At 50.0% G+C, this 18905-nt stretch carries 14 protein-coding genes; 2 read left to right on the plus strand and 12 right to left on the minus strand.

Annotation, left to right across the window (positions count from 1 at the left end; translation table 11 throughout):
• Positions 1-216: 216 nt before the first annotated feature.
• The 5 genes from J7438_RS06425 to glyQ all read right to left on the minus strand — a co-directional run bounded on the left by J7438_RS06425 (position 217) and on the right by glyQ (position 7940).
• Complete coding sequence (locus J7438_RS06425; RefSeq protein WP_209275881.1) at positions 217-3024, minus strand: tetratricopeptide repeat protein; 2808 nt, start codon at positions 3022-3024, stop codon at positions 217-219.
• A 432-nt stretch (positions 3025-3456) separates the two neighbouring features.
• A complete protein-coding gene (locus J7438_RS06430; protein WP_209275882.1) occupies positions 3457-4227 on the minus strand; it encodes a lysophospholipid acyltransferase family protein in 771 nt (256 codons plus the stop codon).
• Positions 4227-4805: a D-glycero-beta-D-manno-heptose 1,7-bisphosphate 7-phosphatase gene (gene gmhB, locus J7438_RS06435; RefSeq protein ID WP_209275883.1), complete on the minus strand. Its 579-nt coding sequence runs from the start codon at positions 4803-4805 to the stop codon at positions 4227-4229. The genes J7438_RS06430 and gmhB overlap by 1 nt, the downstream gene beginning before the upstream one ends.
• Before the next feature lie 58 nt (positions 4806-4863).
• Complete coding sequence (glyS, locus tag J7438_RS06440) at positions 4864-6975, minus strand: glycine--tRNA ligase subunit beta (RefSeq protein ID WP_209275884.1); 2112 nt, start codon at positions 6973-6975, stop codon at positions 4864-4866.
• Positions 6975-7940, minus strand: a complete 966-nt coding sequence (glyQ, locus tag J7438_RS06445) for a glycine--tRNA ligase subunit alpha (protein WP_353620101.1) — start codon at positions 7938-7940, stop codon at positions 6975-6977. Before glyQ ends, glyS begins: the two co-directional genes overlap by 1 nt.
• A 287-nt stretch (positions 7941-8227) precedes the next feature.
• Here glyQ and J7438_RS06450 point away from each other — a divergent pair, with 287 nt between their 5' ends.
• Entirely contained in the window at positions 8228-9034 is an 807-nt protein-coding gene (locus tag J7438_RS06450) for an HMG-box domain-containing protein (RefSeq protein WP_209275885.1), read from the plus strand.
• Between the two features lie 206 nt (positions 9035-9240).
• Here the strand turns inward: J7438_RS06450 and J7438_RS06455 are convergent, their stop codons facing one another.
• From J7438_RS06455 to J7438_RS06485, 7 genes are all read right to left on the minus strand, one after another.
• Entirely contained in the window at positions 9241-10692 is a 1452-nt protein-coding gene (locus J7438_RS06455; protein ID WP_209275886.1) for a TrkH family potassium uptake protein, read from the minus strand.
• A 189-nt stretch (positions 10693-10881) separates the two neighbouring features.
• Positions 10882-11310, minus strand: a complete 429-nt coding sequence (locus J7438_RS06460; RefSeq protein ID WP_209275887.1) for a hypothetical protein — start codon at positions 11308-11310, stop codon at positions 10882-10884.
• Positions 11311-11402: 92 nt separating this feature from the next.
• A complete protein-coding gene (gene trkA / locus J7438_RS06465; protein WP_209200253.1) occupies positions 11403-12776 on the minus strand; it encodes a Trk system potassium transporter TrkA in 1374 nt (457 codons plus the stop codon).
• Positions 12777-14096, minus strand: coding sequence for a 16S rRNA (cytosine(967)-C(5))-methyltransferase RsmB (gene rsmB / locus J7438_RS06470; RefSeq protein WP_209275888.1), 1320 nt, complete (start codon positions 14094-14096; stop codon positions 12777-12779).
• 17 nt (positions 14097-14113) lie between these two features.
• Positions 14114-15058 carry a methionyl-tRNA formyltransferase gene (gene fmt / locus J7438_RS06475; protein WP_209200251.1) on the minus strand — a complete coding sequence of 315 codons (945 nt, stop codon included), beginning with the start codon at positions 15056-15058 and terminating at the stop codon, positions 14114-14116.
• Positions 15058-15555, minus strand: a complete 498-nt coding sequence (def, locus tag J7438_RS06480) for a peptide deformylase (RefSeq protein ID WP_101746989.1) — start codon at positions 15553-15555, stop codon at positions 15058-15060. The genes fmt and def overlap by 1 nt, the downstream gene beginning before the upstream one ends.
• A gap of 85 nt (positions 15556-15640) precedes the next feature.
• Positions 15641-17482 (minus strand): extracellular solute-binding protein, encoded by a 1842-nt coding sequence (locus tag J7438_RS06485; RefSeq protein ID WP_209200250.1) that lies wholly within the window; start codon positions 17480-17482, stop codon positions 15641-15643.
• A 324-nt stretch (positions 17483-17806) separates the two neighbouring features.
• On the opposite strand from J7438_RS06485, the gene J7438_RS06490 reads away from it, so the two are divergent.
• Positions 17807-18808 (plus strand): LysM peptidoglycan-binding domain-containing protein, encoded by a 1002-nt coding sequence (locus J7438_RS06490; RefSeq protein WP_209275889.1) that lies wholly within the window; start codon positions 17807-17809, stop codon positions 18806-18808.
• Positions 18809-18905 lie beyond the last annotated feature (97 nt).

The following is an 18905-nucleotide window of genomic DNA, read 5'->3' on the forward strand; positions in this document are numbered from 1 at the left end:
GTCAGTTGGATGAGTTCACAGTTTGCTACGTCATGACATATAGAGCATGAAACACCGTTAGTGACGTTCATAACATCTCTTGTTTTTACTGCTTTGAAAAACTTGGGACATCTTTATTTGGCTCTGGTTCCCTATGGGTACTTAAATTTTCCTGATTACCACTATCAATAAGAGACTTTCACCCAATACTATGGCTGAATTTTTTGGGAACACAGGTTATTCTCGCGGTAGGGCAGTCTTAAGTCCGACAGGTATCCTTGCTAAAAAAGTACGCTCTATTTTCCTCCAGTCTTCAGTTTTTAGCCGGTCCTGTCGGTAAGGGTACAGTTTGTTAGCTTTGGTAAAATATTCAGAAACCAGGTTTTTCAATTCATCTTTTGAAAAGAAATCCTGTGTTTTCTCAACAGGTAATAATGCTGCGATACGAAGGCAGTGTCCTAACTGACTAAAAGATGATGCATCGAGATACTGGCTTTTTTCTATTGCATTACATCCATGCTCAATGGCTTTAGCCAAAAGCCCTGGAATTTCCTTGCTTTGACCAGAATAAATGCACTCTCTGAAGTAACGAATACTGGTACACAAGTCCACTTCAGGCCCGGCAAAACCCTTTTTATCAAGTTGCATTTGGTCAAACTGACGCCAGTTCATTAAATCGACATGAATGTCGCCAAGGGCCAGTTCAATTTCCTTGTCGTTGCAGGGGGTGCCTTCATGCCCGGAGCGGTCGCTGCGCAGCTTGATAAAGATCGCCAGTGCTTCCTGATATCGTCCCATGCTCTGGTGTAGACGACCAAGGGCCAGTTCAATGTCCTTGTCATTGCAGGGAGTACTTTCATGTCCGGAGAGGTCGGTGCGCAGATTCTTAAAGACCGTCAACGCCTCCTGATGCCGTCCCATGTACTGGTATTGTCGGCCAAGGGTTAACTCTATGTCCTTATCGTTGCAGGGAGTATCTTCGTGCCCGGAACGGTTGGCGCGCAGTTTGTTAAAGATCGCCAGCGCCTTCTGATGCAGTTCCATGTGCTGGTATAGCCGACCAAGGGCCAGTTCAATTTCCTTGTCATTGCAAGGAGTGTCTTCATGCCCGGAGCAGTTGGTGCGCAACGTGGTAAAGATCGTCAGCGCCTCCTGATACCGTCCCATGTACTCGTATTGTCGGCCAAGGGTTAACTCTATGTCCTTGTCGTTGCAGGGAGTATCTTCGTGCCCGGAACGGTTGGCGCGCAGTTTGTTAAAGATCGCCAGCGCCTTCTGATACTGTCCCATATCGTGGTATAGCCGACCAAGGGCCAGTTCAATGTCCTTGTCGGTGCAAGGAGTGCCTTCATGCCCGGAGCGGTCGGTGCGCAGCTTGATAAAGATCGTCAGTGCCTCCTGATACCCTCCCATGTACTGGTATAGCCGACCAAGGGCCAGTTCAATGTCCTTGTCATTGCAAGGAGTGCCTTCATGCCCGGAGCGGTCGCTGCGCAACTGATAAAAGATCGTCAGTGCCTCCTGATACCGTCCCATGCAGTTGTATTGCACGGCAAGGGCCAGTTCAACGTCCTTGTCGTTGCAAGGTGTGCCTTCATGCCCGGAACGGTCAGTACGCAGCTTAAAAAACATCATTAGCGCCTCCTGATGCAGTCCCATGTCCTGATATAGCCGACCAAGGGCCAGAGCAACTTCCTTGTCTTTGCAGGGAGTCCCTGGATGCCCGGAGTGGGCGGAGTACAGCTTCGTAAAGATCGCCAGTGCCTTCTGATGCAGTCCCATGTCCTGGTAAAGCCGACCAAGGGCTAACTCTACGTCCTTGTCGTGGCAGGGGGTATCTTCATGTCCGGAACGATCGGTGCGAAGCGTCTTAAAGACCGTCAGCGCCTCCTGATACCGTCCCATTAGCTGGAATTGCCGACCAAGGGCCAGTTCAACTTCTTTGTCGTTGCAGGGGGTGTCTTCATTCCCGGAGCGGTCAGTGCGCAGCTTGATAAAGATCGTCAGTGCCTCCTGATATCGTCCCATGAACTGGAATTGCCGACCCAGGGTCAGTTCGATTTTCTTGTCGTTGCAAGGCGTGGCTTCATGCCCGGAGAGGTCGGTACGCAGCTTGATAAAGATCGTCAGTGCTTTCTGATGCAGTCCCATGCTCTGGTATAGTCGGCCAAGGGCCAGTTCTACTTTTTTGTCGTTGCAGGGAGTGGCTTCATGTCCGGAGATGTCGGCACGTAGCTTGCAAAAGATTGTCAGCGCCTTCTGATACAGCCCCATGTCCTGGTATAGCCAGCCAAGGGCCAGTTCTACTTGCTTGTCGTTGCAGGGAGTGGCTTCATGCCCGGAGAGGTCAGTGCGCAGCTTGATAAAGATTGTCAGTGCCTCCTGATGCTCTCCCATGCGCTGGTAATGTATGCCAAGGGTAAGATAATTATTTCTTTTATCGTTGTACTTAATTGAGTGGTTTTCATAAATGTCCTTAAAAACATGCAGCGCTTCAAACATGAGTTTTTTGCCTTGAAGTGCTTTGCCTTTTGTCATCAGTAACCATTTGTTAAGGGGAGGTTTTACCTGTTCTATTGATCGCAGGCAATCATTAACTAGCCCTGAATTCAAAAGGGCTCTGGCTTTAAGCAGGTTTGCGCGCAGATAGTTACTCCGACTCAATCTGGCATTATTCTTTAATATCTCTTCTGCTAATTTGAGGGCATGATCATTATCACCTGCGCTTAAAGAGCTGAACCCTTCATTAATACCGGGAATTTCCCCCTGTCGATGATAGCCCGCACCCGGTTGAGAGCGGGATGGGGGACGATGATGAAAACGTTGAAATTCCTTCCTGTTTTCTGGGATGCCCGGGCTTCTGGGTATATAAGACGTTGCATTGGATGCCCCTTGTGGCTTTTGTATGTATCTTATGGATCTGTTAAAGCCTGGCCTCGCATAGGGCCTCGCATAGGGGGCTGTCTTATTTCTGTGGTATTTATTAGCCTGATGACGGGCCAAAATAAGGTTATGAACGTTTAGATGCGCGTTATTATTATCCATGTATTAATTCTTTGAACACTGTTTCCTGCTTTCAGCACATTCAATGCAACACAGGATGCGTTAATATGGGGGGAAGCATTTATTCTCGGTGGTAATAACAGATCGTGAGTCCTATACATTGTTTGACACCGCGAAAGAAAAACTCAATTCAGATACATGTATTTTAATAATCATTGTAATGGCATCAGACTTAGAACCGGCTGAGTATAGCAGGGCGAAACTAACTTCTTCGGATTTTTCTGAAATCGCAAAATGAACGAACGTATCAAATCTTCATACTCATCAAGGGAGTTAAAAAGTTCGATTGGTATTACAACCAGGCTTTGGTACAGCGGGTCGACAGGAAGAAGGCTTTACCCGGGCCGAGGTTGCCCGGATTTGATCAAAGCCATAGGTGGTAAGCAATGCAGGGTACTGATAAATAGCAGTCGGTTATTGCATCGTTTGCAGCGCACGTGTAATCCAGTCACGGGTGGTATCATTTACTTCTGCCACCGAAAGGGGTTCTGTTTTGATGACGGGCCCGATCTCTACCTGAATCGTTCCGGGGCGTTTTATCCAGGAGCTGTTCGGCCAGAAAACACCGGCGTTATGGGCTATGGGAAGAATATCCACTGCCGCCGCTTTCGCCAGCCCTGCGCCACCACGGGAAAACTTGCCCGGTTCACCGGGAGATGCGCGTGTTCCTTCCGGAAAAATAAGGACCCAGACGTTATGGGCAAGTGCTGCTTTACCCTGCTCTCTGACCTGCTGAAGTGCCTGTCGGGCATCCTTACGATTAATGGCGATGGGTCTGATTTTTTGAAAAGCCCAGCCAAAGAAGGGGATTTTCAGTAGCTCCTGTTTGATCACCTGAGTCTGGGGAGTTAATAAGGTTTGCAGGAAAAACGTTTCCCAGGTGCTTTGATGGTTACTGATAATGACACAGGGAGTATCAGGAATATTCTCTGTTCCGGTTACACGCCATCGAATACCGCAAATTAAACGACAAAGATATACTGATACAACAGCCCATGTTTTGACAAAAATGCGATGACGTAGATTAAACCTGAAGGGGTAGATAAACAGAATCATCAGCATTGCCCAGAACACGGTCCAGACTGCCAGCGACAAATAAAAGACAGTTGTCCTTAAAACAGAAAAGGTAGTGGCCATTGACCGGGTCACTGCCCGGGTAGTTGCAGAACCGACAGCTGATGACATTAAAATCCCTCTGAAAGTAGTTCTTCTACAAAGCTGTTCAGATTGTTATAAACAGCTACATCCCTGCTACCAGATAGGCTACCAGAAATCGCTTCCGGGTGTTCGATGAGTTTAGCGTGGGTTTTAACGCCTTTACCCGTCAGTACCAGGGCAACTTTACAACCACTGCGGACCCCTGCCTGAAGATCACGCAGTGAATCGCCAACCACCCAGGTTTCTGCCGGGCTGGCATCGTAGTCGGTAAAAATCTGGTCAATAAGCCCTGTTGCCGGCTTTCTGCATTGACAGTGGTCATCCGGGCCGTGTGGGCAGTAATAGATGCCATTGATATGACCTCCCTGCTCTTTGACCAGCCTGATTAGCTTGTTATGCATGGCATCGAGCTCTTTGCCAGTGAAGTAGCCACGGGCTAACCCGGACTGGTTGGTCGCTACAACGACGTTATAGCCCGCAGATGATAACCGGGCAATGGCTTCAATACTTCCCGGAATAGGAAGCCATTCTTGTTCAGACCGTATGTACTGGTCTGAATCTTCATTGATCACGCCATCCCGATCCAGAATAACAAGCCTGGTCATAGTGCTCCTGAAACACATAAAAAAAGTGCGGCTGGTGCCGCACTTTATCAGGTTGTATTTAGCTTTTCTGTAACAAAGAGATATCCGCTACCTGCAGGAACAGGCTGCGCAATTGCTTAAGCAGTGCATAGCGGTTCAGACGGATAGCTTCGTCTTCAGCATTGACCAGCACCTGGTCAAAGAACAGGTCAACCGGTTGCTTCAGTGCCGCCAGACTCTCCATGGCCAGCGCGTAACGACCTTCTGCCAGTGCGGGGGCAATTTCCTCTTTCTTGGCAAACACAATGTTGGCAAGCTCAAGTTCAGAAATTTCACTCAGCAGTGTCTCATCCAGCGCGTCAGGAATAATGATATCCCCGGCTTTCGCCAGAATATTGGATACCCGCTTGTTGGCAGAAGCCAGGGCATCCGCTTCATCCATGGCATTAAAGCGGGTAATGGCTTTTATACGACGATCAAAGTCCAGTGGCCGGGTAGGGCGTAATGCCTTGACGGAGTTGATGATCTCAACCGCTATGCCTTCTTCCTGATAAGCGGCATCAAAACGCTCCAGCATGTAATTGACGACTGTCGTATTAAGGTTATCCAGTGCGGGCAGTGAAACACCTTGCTCCTGATAGCCAAGAATCGCCTGATCGATCAGCGCTTCCAGATCAAGATTGAGTTTCTTCTCAACAATGATTCGCAGCACACCGATGCTGGCACGACGAAGTGCGAAAGGGTCTTTACTGCCGGTTGGCAGCTGATTGATACCGAAAATACCGGTAATGGTGTCCACTTTATCGGCAATGGCAACGGCACAGCCAATCAGTGTTGACGGTAGCTGGTCACCGGCAAAGCGGGGCATGTACTGTTCATACAGCGTCTTGCTGACTTCGGGGTTTTCACCGTCGTTGTCGGCATAGTACTGACCCATGATGCCCTGCAGCTCGGGAAACTCCAGCACCATTTCAGACACCAGGTCGGACTTGCACAGTTGACCGGCACGTTCAGCCAGCGAGGCATCACCACCTTCCGTTTGCGCAATGTAAGATGCAAGTCGTGCGATACGTTCTGTTTTGGCAAACACTGAACCCAGTTGTGCCTGGAAGACAATGGGTTTCAGTTTTTCACGACGATCGTCTTGTGTATGTTTACGGTCAGTGTCGTAGAAGAACTTGGCATCGGCAAGACGCGGACGAATGACTTTCTCATTACCTGCCACAACAAGGTGAGGTTCGGCACTGTCAATATTGGCCACGGTAATAAAGTGCGGCAGGAGTTTCCCTTCACTGTTTTCCACATGGAAATATTTCTGATGGCCTTTCATGGAAGAGATCAGTGCTTCCGATGGAACGGCCAGGAATTCATCATCAAAACGGCCACAGAGGGCGACCGGCCATTCATTGAGCGCAGTGACTTCATCCAGAAGGTCCGGATCAATCACCGAATGACCATTAATCGTGGCAGCAATCTGTTCAACCTGCTCACGGATAATGTCGCGACGGGTTGCAAAGTTGGCAATCACTTTGCCCTGCTCATGAAGAACCTGTGCATAGTCAGCAGGATTGCTGATGGTGATTTCCCGGTTCCCGTGGAAGCGGTGACCACGGGTTGTGTTACCGGCTTTCAGGCCGAGAATTTCAACGTCAATAATCTCATTGCCCAGCAGCATCAGCAGCCAGTGAACGGGACGGACAAACTCGGTACGGCTGGCACCCCAGCGCATACGTTTGGGAATGGGCAGGTTATTCAGAGACTGGGTAATAATTTTCGGCAGCAAATCTTTGCTGGCCTGACCCGGTTTGACCGAGCGGTAGACCAGCCATGCACCTTTCGGTGTTTCTTCCTGTTCCAGGTCGGCAAAATCTACCCCGTTGGAACGGGCAAAACCGAGGGCTGCCTTGCTTGGGTTGCCTTCGGCATCATAGGCGGCCTTGACCGCAGGCCCCTTGCGCTCAAGCTGTTGATCCGGCTGCGCGCTATCCAGGCCTTTGATCAGCAGAGCCAGACGACGGGGGGCGGCAAACGACTCATAATCGGTAAATGTGATCTGGGCCTGTTCAAGACCGGAAAGGATGCCCCGGGTAAACGCGTCAGACAGGCTTTTTAATGCCTTTGGTGGCAGCTCTTCCGTGCCCAACTCAATCAGGAAGTCTTCTTTATGTGCTTTATTCACAGAAGTGCTCATTATTTTTCCTCCTGCGCGGTTTCTTTGGCAAGAGATGCCAGAACTTCATCACGAATGGTGTCATCCGCAAGGGGGAAACCAAGCTCACGACGCTTATCGAAGTAAGCTTTGGCGACTGCCCTGGCCAGCGTTCTGACGCGCAGGATAAAACGCTGGCGTTCCGTCACCGAAATCGCGTGACGGGCATCCAGCAGGTTAAAGGTGTGTGAAGCTTTCAGAACGTACTCATAAGCCGGCAGAGGCAGGCCGATATCAACCAGCTTCCGGGATTCGCGTTCAAAGAAATCGAACTGTTTGAACAGTTCTTCCGTGTCAGCGTGTTCAAAGTTGAATGTGGACATTTCAACTTCCTGCTGATGGAACACATCGCCATAAGTGACCGGACCCTGTGGACCCACCGTCCAGACCAGGTCATACACGTTATCAACATTCTGGATATACATGGCCAGGCGCTCAAGACCATAGGTGATCTCGCCGGTAACCGGGTAACACTCAATACCGCCGACCTGCTGGAAATAGGTGAACTGGGTGACTTCCATACCGTTCATCCAGACTTCCCAGCCAAGACCCCAGGCACCCAGTGTGGGCGACTCCCAGTTATCTTCGACAAAACGGATATCATGAACCAGTGGATCAATGCCCAGTTGCCGGAGAGATTCCAGGTACAGCTCCTGGATATTATCGGGGGATGGCTTCATCACCACCTGGAACTGGTAATAATGTTGCAGACGGTTGGGGTTTTCACCGTAACGGCCATCGGTTGGGCGACGGCTGGGCTGAACATAAGCCGAGTTCCAGTTTTCCGGGCCGATGGCACGCAGAAAAGTGGCTGGGTGGAAAGTACCCGCACCCACTTCCATATCCAGTGGTTGCATGATGACGCAGCCCTGTTGGGCCCAGAATTGTTGCAGGGCGAGGATCAGCCCCTGGAATGTATAGATATCTGGTGTGCTCTGGGAAGTCACTTTTCTACCTCTTGGAGGCTCAAATGCAAACGGGTCGTTTTTTGAACATTGAGCGTTGTGTTGCGAGCAATTATCGATGACCGGTTTATTCACCTGGCGCAGGTTTCCCTATGAGTGATCACTCGCAGGGTTCGACTGTAAAAATAGAGAGGGAGTATACCGGTTTGTGCGATTAAGTTTAAGCTGTGGATAAGTTGTGAACAATGTGGGTAAACATTAAGGGGACCCATTGGGAACTTAATAGCTCAAAACGTTGTCAATGCAGGTTTTAGAGAGGTTTTTTAACCGTGCATGTAACTAATTCTGGTCCAACTGTTGCCCCGGGTTCTTATCCTGCCGGGGAGCCTGAAACTAATAATAGAGAGATGGTTGAGACAACTGCCTCTACAACTGCCTCTGTAAAATCAAAGCACAATCACATACCCAGGCCCAGAAATGCGTTTATTATTTTTCGCAGCATAAAGGCAAAGGAAGTAAAGGATTGCTATCAAAGTGAATTATCCAAACTAGTGGCCAAAGATTGGAATAAAATGTCTGAGAAGCAGAAGGAGTTTTTTGTTCAGAAAGCCAAATTAGAAAAAGCTGAGCACAAAAAAAAGTATCCTGATTACAAGTTTCACCCCATAAAGCGCAAAAAATCCGATGCTGAAAGCGAGTTAAAAGGCAAAACTGTAACAAGCCGGAAGGTAGCCCATCCCAAAAGGCAGCGTTCTGGCAATAATCCTGTTTCTGACGTAAGGCAACCGGACAAGAAATCCGTGATTGCTCAAAAAGCGTCAAGCGTTGCTCATACCAGTGTTAAGCCAAACCAGGTAACGCATAAAGTATTAAGCCCTTCGGGTTTAACAGATCACAACCCTCATAGTGCCCAGATTCCTGACAACAATAATGTCACGTCCTTGCGTGAGGATTGGGCATTCAGGAATGTTTCCTGTCAAACAGATTCCAGTCGTATTTATTCAAAAAAGGGGGACGATAATGGGCTAAAATTAGACTCGGTAAGCTTTACCAAGTCTAATATTTTTGATTTGGTGAATCCATTTGATAAATCTCTATGGCTCAGTGTTCTGGAGGGTGAGAGCCTGGTAGACTGACTTTAATCCTATGCATTCCAACCGGAAACTCTTCTCCATGGTTCTTATTGATGCTGCCTCCGGTTAACCGCTGCTTTATTCAGCATATTTTCAGCCCGTAACCTTTGTTCTGGCCGCTGTACCGGGGTAGCTTTGCCGATTTCATCTACTGATGTACTGGCAGGAGAAGATAGCTCTTCGATGTAACCATCTTCTCCCGAATGGCATTAATAACGCCAGAAGGTTGGAGTAAACAACACCAGAAGTGTAAAAATCTCCAGGCGTCCCAGTAGCATGGCAAAAGCAAGAATCCACTTTGCGGCATCGGGCAGGCCCCGGTAACTGAACGCTGCTTCGCCGAGAGCGGGTCCGAGATTATTCAGGCAGGAAGCAATGGTTGAAAATGCCGTAGTAAAGTCTAAACCCGCTGCCAGTAGAGCCAGAAAGAGAAGAACAAACATCAAAATATAAGTAGCAAAGAATCCCCACACCGCTTCACCCACCTTTGAGCTCACGGGTTTTCCGCCAATCTTGATGGTGAAGACCGCATTAGGGTGAACTAAACGACGAAGTTCTCTCATTCCCTGTTTGGCAATCAGAACAACCCTGATGACTTTCATTCCACCTGCGGTAGAGCCTGCACACCCCCCCATGAAACTGGTAAAAAACAACAGCAGGGGCAGAAACGTTGGCCAGGCAGAAAAGCTGGAGGATGAGGTGTAGCCAGTGGTTGTGGCTACGGATACCACTTCAAACAGACCATAGCGGAAGGACTTGGCAAGGGGGTAAGTATCAGAAAGATAGAGCGTGGTAACGGTGATTAGGCCAACAACACCCAAAATGGCCAGAAACCACTTAACTTCCGGATCCTGAATATAGTGGGTCAATAACTTATTGCGCCAGGCGGTAAAATGCAGGGCAAAATTGATCCCGGCAACCAGCATGAAAAAGATGGCAACAGAGATAATCATGGGGGAGTTGAAGTGGCCCATACTGGCGTCGTAAGTAGAAAAACCGCCGATGGCGATGGTAGTGAAACTGTGGCAGATCGCGTCAAACAGGTTCATCCCCGCTAACCAGTATGCCAGGGCACAGGCGGCCGTTAGAAAAAGATAAAGAAACCAGAGCGCTTTGGCGGTCTCGGTAATTCTGGGCGTTAGTTTTGAATCTTTAACCGGTCCGGGAGTCTCTGTTCGATACAGCTGCATACCGCCGATCCCCAGCATTGGTAGAATGGCCACTGCCAGCACAATAATCCCCATACCGCCAAGCCATTGCAGCTGTTGTCGATAAAATAGAACAGAGCGGGGCAGGTGCTCAATCCCGGTTAGAATGGTAGCTCCCGTGGTGGTTAAGCCGGACATGGACTCAAACAGTGCGTCGGTAATACTGAGTGCCGGGCTTTCCATCAGTAGAAATGGCAGTGAACCCACGGCCCCCAGAACAATCCAGAGCAGTGCGGTGACCAGAAACCCTTCACGGGTGCGTAACTCATCTTTGATATGCCGGAAGGGGAACCAGAGGAGGACGCCAAGCATTAGTGTCAATAGGAAGGTGTAGATGAAAATGGACATTTCCTGCTCCTGATAAAGCAGTGCCACTACAATCGGAGGAAGGCTGGACGTACTGAATAAAATTAACAAAATGCCCAAAATGGGAAGAATAACCTGAAACTGCATGGTGCTCCTGCTTCATCCAGTGCAAGCACTCGGCGATATGGAAGTAAGGAATTGCCGGGCACTAAAACAAACTGCCATGTTGCGTTCTTATAATGGCTATAAGAAATTCTAATTTTATGCTGTAGCAGGTTACTCCCAATCCATGGGAAAAATAAAGCCTGAACGACTTTTGTCATATAAAAAAGGGGGCTAAAGGATATTACACCTGGGTGGTAAATCAGTCATCGACGTTATCAACAAGTCAGACCGTTCAGTATCATTGGTGGAAGCCGGGTTGCTTATCAGCGGTTCTCCACCGCTTGCTGAGGGGGCTGAGCTTTCATTATCAATCGCTAGCAGGAAACGGTAGGCCATTTCGGGGTCGATGGTGGCACCTTGTGGAAAGTAAGGCAGGTCTGGGTTGATGATGTGAGTGACATCTTGTGCTGTTGTGGGTCCGGTCATTGCATGAACGGGTGTATCTGCTTTGACAGAAACCTGTGGGCGCACTATTGCTACAGGCCGACCAGCAGTGGACCATCTTTTAATGAGGTCGGTGCTTTGCTGGTCAGTTCCGGTACTTTCAGGATTAAGTGACGTGGCCTTTCTGCTGGCGTTCAGTTGATTGCTTGTGTCCAAGGCTGTTTCCTATCGATGCTATCGTATTTAACTCCCTTAGACATCAGTTGTCAGGAATAGTTTCCTGTGATGGATAGCCACAAAGCAATGGTTTAAAAGAACCCAAGACCAACCTGGAAGAGTTGCTCCAGTTCACGGATCTTGCGTTTATTGGTCAGGAAGAGAATCACATGATCACCGGATTCGATTCGGGTGGTATCGTGAGCAATCAGCACCTGATCATTACGAACAATAGCACCAATGGTCGCGCCCTGGGGTAACTCCACTTCCTGAATGGTTTTACCCACCACTTTGGAACTGTGTTCATCACCATGAGCAATCGCCTCGATCGCTTCAGCAGCGCCTCTACGCAGTGAGTGAACGTTTACTATGTCGCCGCGTCTGACGTGCTTGAGGAGGCTGCCAATAGTGGCCAGCTGTGGAGAAATCGCAATATCAATTTCACCGCCCTGCACCAGATCCACATAGGCGGGGTTATTGATCAGTGCCATGACCTTACGAGCCCCCAGACGTTTCGCCAGCATAGAGGACATGACATTGGCTTCATCGTCATTGGTCAGGGCACAGAAGATATCGGTATCTTCGATATTTTCACTGATCAGCAGCTCTTTATCAGAGGCGTTGCCGCAGAAAACCATGGCTTTGGTCAGCGTTTCTGACAGAAACTGGCAACGTTCCATATTGTGCTCAATGATCTTGACCTTGTATTGGTCTTCCACGGCCTGGGCCAGGCGCAGGCCGATATTGCCACCACCGGCGATAATAATGCGCTTGTAGTCATCATCCAGCCGCTGAAGTTCGCCCATCACGGCCCGGATATCTTCACGGGCAGCAATAAAGAAGACTTCATCGTCCACCTCGATCACGGTGTTCCCCTTGGGCATGATGGCGTTGCCACGACGGAAAATGGCGGCTACCCGGGTATCCACATTGGGCATGTGTTCACGGATATAACGAAGCTCATGACCCACCAGTGGGCCGCCATAATAAGCCTTCATGGCCACCAGCTGGACACGACCCTCGGCAAAATCCAGTACCTGAAGGGCACCGGGACGCTCCAGCAGTCGGTTGATGTAGTTAGTAACCACTTGCTCCGGGCTGATAAGGACATCAATGGGCAGTGCGGCATTGGCAAACAGACTCTCATTCTTCAGGTAAGCCGCCTGACGGATACGGGCAATTTTGGACGGCGTGTGGAACAGTGTGTAGGCAATCTGGCAGGCCACCATATTCACTTCATCACTGTTGGTGACCGCCACCAGCATATCGGCTTCATCGGCCCCGGCCTGTTTCAGTACTCCGGGAAACGATGCCTTACCCTGGATGGTTCGTATATCGATTTTATCCTGCAGCTCACGAAGTCGCGTGGCATCGGTATCGACCACGGTAATGTCATTTTCCTCACTGGCCAGGTTTTCTGCCAGCGTGCCACCCACCTGACCGGCACCGAGAATGATAATTTTCATTTAGGAATCCATCTTTACCATCAGGCTGTAAAAAAATCCGTCGCCGCTGTTCACAGAGTTGCCAGAGCCGGGAAAAAGCTGCTTGCCAAACCCGGTATCGTGACCCCATGGAGCGTCAATGCACTGCAATCTGGCGTCCGGTGTTTCTGACAGGAACTGCTCAATTTGCAGATGGTTTTCCTGAGGCATGATGGAACAGGTGGCATAGAGTAACGTGCCGCCGGGTTTCAACAGGGGCCAGATAGCCTTGAGGATTTTCTGTTGCAGCTGAGCCTGTGCGTCAATATCTTCTGCCTTTCTCAACAGTTTGATATCCGGGTGGCGACGAATAACGCCGGTCGCTGAGCAGGGGGCATCCAGAAGAATGTGGTCGTATGGCTTGCCCGGGAACCAGCTGTCGGGATCCGTCGCGTCACCGCACAGAACATTCGCCGTCAAACCCAGTCTTTGCAGATTTTCAGCCACTCTTTCCAGGCGGACGCTATCGGCATCCAATGCATCCACCGTAATACCCGGGTTCAGTTCCAGCAAGTGACAGGTCTTGCCCCCCGGTGCACAGCAGGCATCGAGAATGTGATCACCGGGTTTCGCTGATATTAAGGTCGCTGCCAGCTGGGCTGATTCGTCCTGAACACTGGCAGCCCCCTCATGGAACAGTGGCAGCTTGTCAACGGCACTGGGCCTGCCCAGGGTGATGGCCTGCGGGGCAATTTTGGACTGTTTCGCCGCGATACAGTCATCCAACAGTTTTTTAAGGTATCTGGCAGGCTTGATCTTCTGTTCATTAACCCGAAGGGTCATGGGAGGAGGCTGATTGTTACCCGTAAGAATGGCTTGATAATCCTCTGGCCAGGCCCGTTTTATGGTATTGACCAGCCATTTCGGGTGTGACCAGCCGCAAACCGGGCTGCGCTCTTCCAGGTCATGCAACTCTTCAACCCGGCGCTGGGCATTTCTGAGAATGCCATTGACCAGGCCCCTGGCCCAGGCTTTCCCCATGGTCCGGGTTGCCTGTACCGTCTCACCAATGGCGGCATGGGGTGGAATGCGGGTAAAGAACAGTTGATAAAAACCAACCAGAATCAGGTTATGAATATCCTGCTCTTTTTCTTTCAGGGGTTTCTCGGTGAGAAACTTAAGCCAGGCATCCAGCCGGTGGTAGTAACGGAGTGTGCCATAGGAAAGCTCAGCCAATAATGGCTGGTCTTTTTTGGACAGTTTTTCCTGTAACTGCGGCAGTACACTGCTCAGTGATTCGCCCAGGGTTACCCGGGTGATCGCCCGTGCTGCCAGCTGTCGAACAGAAGATTGTTTAGCCATATCAGGTAAAAAAGCGCCTAACTGAATTGTTTTCCGGTGCTGAACATCGCTTTTTTGCTGTTCAGCAGCTCCTGCACAGTCATTGCACGGCTTCCAGCCAATTGCAGCCGTTTAATGCGCAGGGTGCCTTCATGGCAGGCAATATCCAGACCATCTTTATCAGCCTTGATCAGGGTTCCCGGCGCTTCGGCTGTGCCTTCTTCCAGGGCTGTGGCTTCCCAGACACGGATGTTCGTGTCATCCAACGCGGTGATCGCCACAGGCCAGGGATTGAATGCCCGAATCTGCCGGTCCAGGGCCTGTGCTGATTTCTGCCAGTCCAGCCGTGCTTCTTTTTTACTCATCTTGTGGGCGTAGTTAGCCAGGATGTCATCCTGTTTTTCCGGATGAATATGGCCAGCGGCAATGTCATCAAGCGACTGAATAAGAGCAGGCTGACCCACTTCAATCAGACGATCATGAAGGTCTGATGCGGTATCGGTTGGGTGGATGGGGCAAAAGGCTTTCAGCAACATGTCACCGGTATCCAGTCCGGCGTCCATCTGCATAATGGTGACACCTGACTCAGTGTCACCGGCTTCAATAGCCCGCTGAATCGGGGCTGCTCCGCGCCATCTTGGCAGAATGGAGCCATGCACATTAATACAGCCCAGCTTTGGCGTGTCGAGAACCGCCTGTGGCAAAATCAACCCATAGGCAACAACCACCATTAGGTCAGCATCCAGAGCGGCAAGTTCCTGCTGAGCGTCTTCATTTCTCAGGGACTTTGGCTGAAAAACGGGAATATTGTGGGCAACAGCCAGGGATTTGACCGGTGATGGCATGAGTTTCTGACCACGCCCTGCTGGCCTGTCCGGCTGGCTATAAACGGCGATCACCTGGTGTTGGCTATCCAGAATGGCCTGAAGGTGTGCACTGGCAAACTCAGGGGTTCCGGCAAAGATAATTCGAAGGCTTTTCATCAGTGTTTTCTTTTGCCAAGCTTTTTCCTGATACGGTCCTGTTTCAGGCGGGAAAGCGTGTCGATAAACAGTTTACCTTCCAGGTGATCCAGCTCGTGCTGAACACAGACCGCCGCCAGCCCGTCATAATCCCGTGTGTACTCATTGCCATCACGATCTAAAGCCGTGAGTCTCACTTGGGCGTAGCGGTCCAGCAGTTCATAAAAGCCGGGGACCGACAGACAGCCTTCCTGAAAGTCGGACTTTTCATCGCCGATGGGCTCATAGCCGGGGTTGATAAGCACCTGGGGCTCGTTACCTTCTTCAGAAAGGTCCATAACCACGATGCGCTGATGAATATCCACCTGGGTTGCCGCCAGACCCACGCCCTTGGCGTCGTACATGGTCTCCAGCATGTCATCAACGATACGTCGAATGTCGTCATTGACCTCCGCTACAGGCTTGGCAACCGTACGAAGTCTTTGGTCAGGGTATTCAAGTATTTCCAGTAGAGCCATCAGTGATCTCAGGTCGAGGCAGTCGAATAATGAAGTTTGTTGACCTTTCAGTATATCTGGAAATTCAGTCTGTACCTAGCCGTGCTTATTCAGCCTGCCACCAGGTATTGATGATCATGGGGTAATCTGTGGTTACCGGCGGTCGCTTGATATTACTCTGGTAGGCAAGTCTGACTTTGCCAAAATACCAGAGCGGAATACCGTAGTGATTCCAGAGCAGCACACGGTCAAGGCTGTGAATAATGGTTTCCAGCTCTTTCTGACTCCCGGCTCCTGGTATTTTCTCCAGCAGCGCATCAATCACAGGGTTTTTAATGCCGGCCAGGTTCTGGGTATCGGATATATCCGCATTACTGGAGTGAAAGTACCTGAATAGCTCACTGCCCAGAGAGAGTCCCAGAGAATAGGCATTACCCATGGTATCGAAATCCAGTTTTCTCACTCGCTGTAAATAGTTGCTGATGTCGAGGACCCGGTATTTCAGCTCAATACCGATGCTGGCCAGGTTCTTTTTAAACGGCAAAACAAGCCTGTCCGCCAGATGACTGGAAGTGATCAGCTCAAACGTCAGCGGCTCTTGCTGCCGGTTGACCAGTTTGCCCCCCTTGAACTGCCACCCTGCTTCATTCAGTAGTGCCAGAGCCTGTTGCTGTTGGGCTCTGATCGAACCATCGCCCCTGGTTTTGGGGGATAAAAATGGCTGATGGAACAGGGCATCGGGCAGCTGCGTGCGAAATGGGGCTAACAGCGCCTGTTCATGGGCAGAGGGCAGACCTGAAGCGGCGTATATGGAGTTTGGAAAGTAACTGTTGGCCCGGACATAGGCGTTTTCAAACAGTGTCCGGTTGCTCCACTCAAAATCCAGCAGATAACCAATCGCTTTTCTTACCCGAATATCATTAAAGGGAGCCCGGCGGGTGTTGAACACGATCATTGGACTGCCAATAATCATTTTGGTTGGAATTTCAGCCTTTATCACTTTGCCTGAGATGATGTCGGGAAAGTTGTAGGCCCTGGTCCAGTTTTTGGCAATGGGTTCAAAATAGAGACTAAGCGCCCCGGATTTAAACGCTTCAAAGGCAGTGGTCAGATCCCGATAGAAATAGAGCGTGATCTGATCGAAGTTGTATTTGCCCCGGTTTACCGACAGATCCTTCCCCCAGTAGTCCTTAACCCGGGTAAAGGTAACCGATGACCCTCCTTCCACATGGGTGATTTTGTAGGGCCCGCTGCCCAGTGGCGGCGTCAGTCTGGATTTCCCGTTAAGCCCGTCTTTCCAGTAGTGAGCAGGCAGAACTGGCAGCTCGGCAGCACAGAACAGTTGATCCCTGTTGCCAGACCTCTTGAAATGAAAGCGAACACGGTGTTGATCCAGAACCTCAACACGGGCAATGGGCTTAAGCTGAATCTGATATTTGACCGGGCCTTTGGTGCGCAGGTACTCAAAAGAGAACTCAACGTCCTCTGCCGTAATCGAATGACCATCATGAAAGCGGGCGTTGGGGTGGAGGTTAAAGGTTATCCATTGGCTGTCGTCAGGGTACTCCACTGATTGGGCAATCAGTCCATAAGCAGACCGGGCTTCATCGCCGGACGGGCTGTAAGCGCCCGTACCCACCATCAAGGGTTCATTCAAACCGAGAAAACCCAAAGTAAAAAATCGCAGGGGGGAGATTTGGGAGATGTGGGTTCCGGTTTGGGAATAAGGATTTAACGTATCAAAGACACCAATGGCGGCAAGGTTAAGTTTGCCTCTTTTCGGGGCGTCAGGATTGACGTAATCGAAGTGCCTGAAGCCTTCCGGGTATTTAAGATCATCAAAACGTGAGAGTCCGTGTGACTTATGCAGGATGGGCGTTTCTGCCATCACCAGCAAACTGACAACAGAGGCTAACGCTGCCAGAAACATCAGGCTTTTCTGTTTCAAAGTTGCTCCTTTATCCAACCCACACAGGGATACTGGCTCAGGAAACTACAACAACAACTAATAGTAGCCTTATTCTTTCTGATCCAGCGCTGAGAATGCAGGGCTATTTATGTGATCTGATCTTGAGAATCAGGTACTAAAGCCGAGAACTAACAGAGAGCCGATTGCCCACAGGCTGAAGCGGTTGATACACTGTTCGTATGGTCTAGACGAAGAAATTTGGTGTGGCAACATAAACTCAACAGGCCCTAACTTAAACTAAAAACTATTCAAGGGATCGGGACGACAATGAGACGCTTTGCTCTGGCAGGAATCCTGCTTTGTATGTCCTCACTGGGACTGGCATACGATAGCCCGGTAAAGGCAGACTCCCCCAGCAGGTATACCGTTGAGAAAGGCGATACCCTGTGGGATATATCCACTACGTTTCTGGACAGCCCCTGGTTATGGCCGGAAATCTGGCATGCTAACCCCCAGATAGCGAATCCCCACCTGATTTACCCCGGCGATGTTATCAGTCTGGTTTATATCAATGGCCAGCCCAGGTTGATGATTTCCAGTCGCGGGAAGCCTGGTCGAACGATTAAATTAACGCCAAAAATCCGGGTGAAGCCCGGAGAGTCAGCAATCCCGGCGATTCCCCTGAGTGCTGTGCAAAGTTATTTAAAAGGCGGTCATGTATTTTCCAGTGAGGAACAGCTGAATAATGCGCCTTATGTGTTTGCTGCGAAAGGTGGCAAATTGGTGTCAGGGGCTGGGGATAAAATATACGCACGGGGAGATTTTGCCGGACATACCCTGCGGTTTGATGTTGTTCGCCGTGGTCAGCAGATTGTTGACCCGGAAACCGATGAAGTGCTCGGGCTCATTGGCATTGATGTCGGAACCATCAACTTGAGTCGTGTCAGGGAAGGGGTTGCCTCCATGGTCGTACAGGACAGTAACATGGAGATGAAACCCGGTGACCGGGTGGTCAAGCAGGATGCCAGCGGACTGGTCACGACGTTTTTTCCAAGAGCACCGGCTGCGCCTTTAGAGGGTATTGTCACGGCTAACATGAACAACACAAAAAAGATTTCCAAGTTTGATACGGTCGTTATCAACAAAGGGGAAAGGGAGAGTCTCAGGCAAGGGGATATCCTGGCCGTCTATCGAAAGACACAAGAAGCCTTCGACCCATTTACCAATGAACAGGTCTCTCTGCCATCCGAGAGAATCGGTTTGGTGATGGTTTATCGACCTTTTGAAAAAATGAGCTATGGTATTGTGCTATCAGCTAAAGAGGATATTGAAGTTGGCTATATCCTCCGGAGCCCACAACCATAAGTAACCATTTATTCAAACAACAGCCCGAATGTTTACCGGGTGCTTCATTGGATGTGTGGCTTATTCGGACAGAGCTGTTAATAACCAGAATAAGCCA

Origin of the sequence: Thalassotalea sp. G20_0 (genome assembly GCF_017744175.1) — a bacterium.
Taxonomy (GTDB): domain Bacteria; phylum Pseudomonadota; class Gammaproteobacteria; order Pseudomonadales; family Endozoicomonadaceae; genus Endozoicomonas.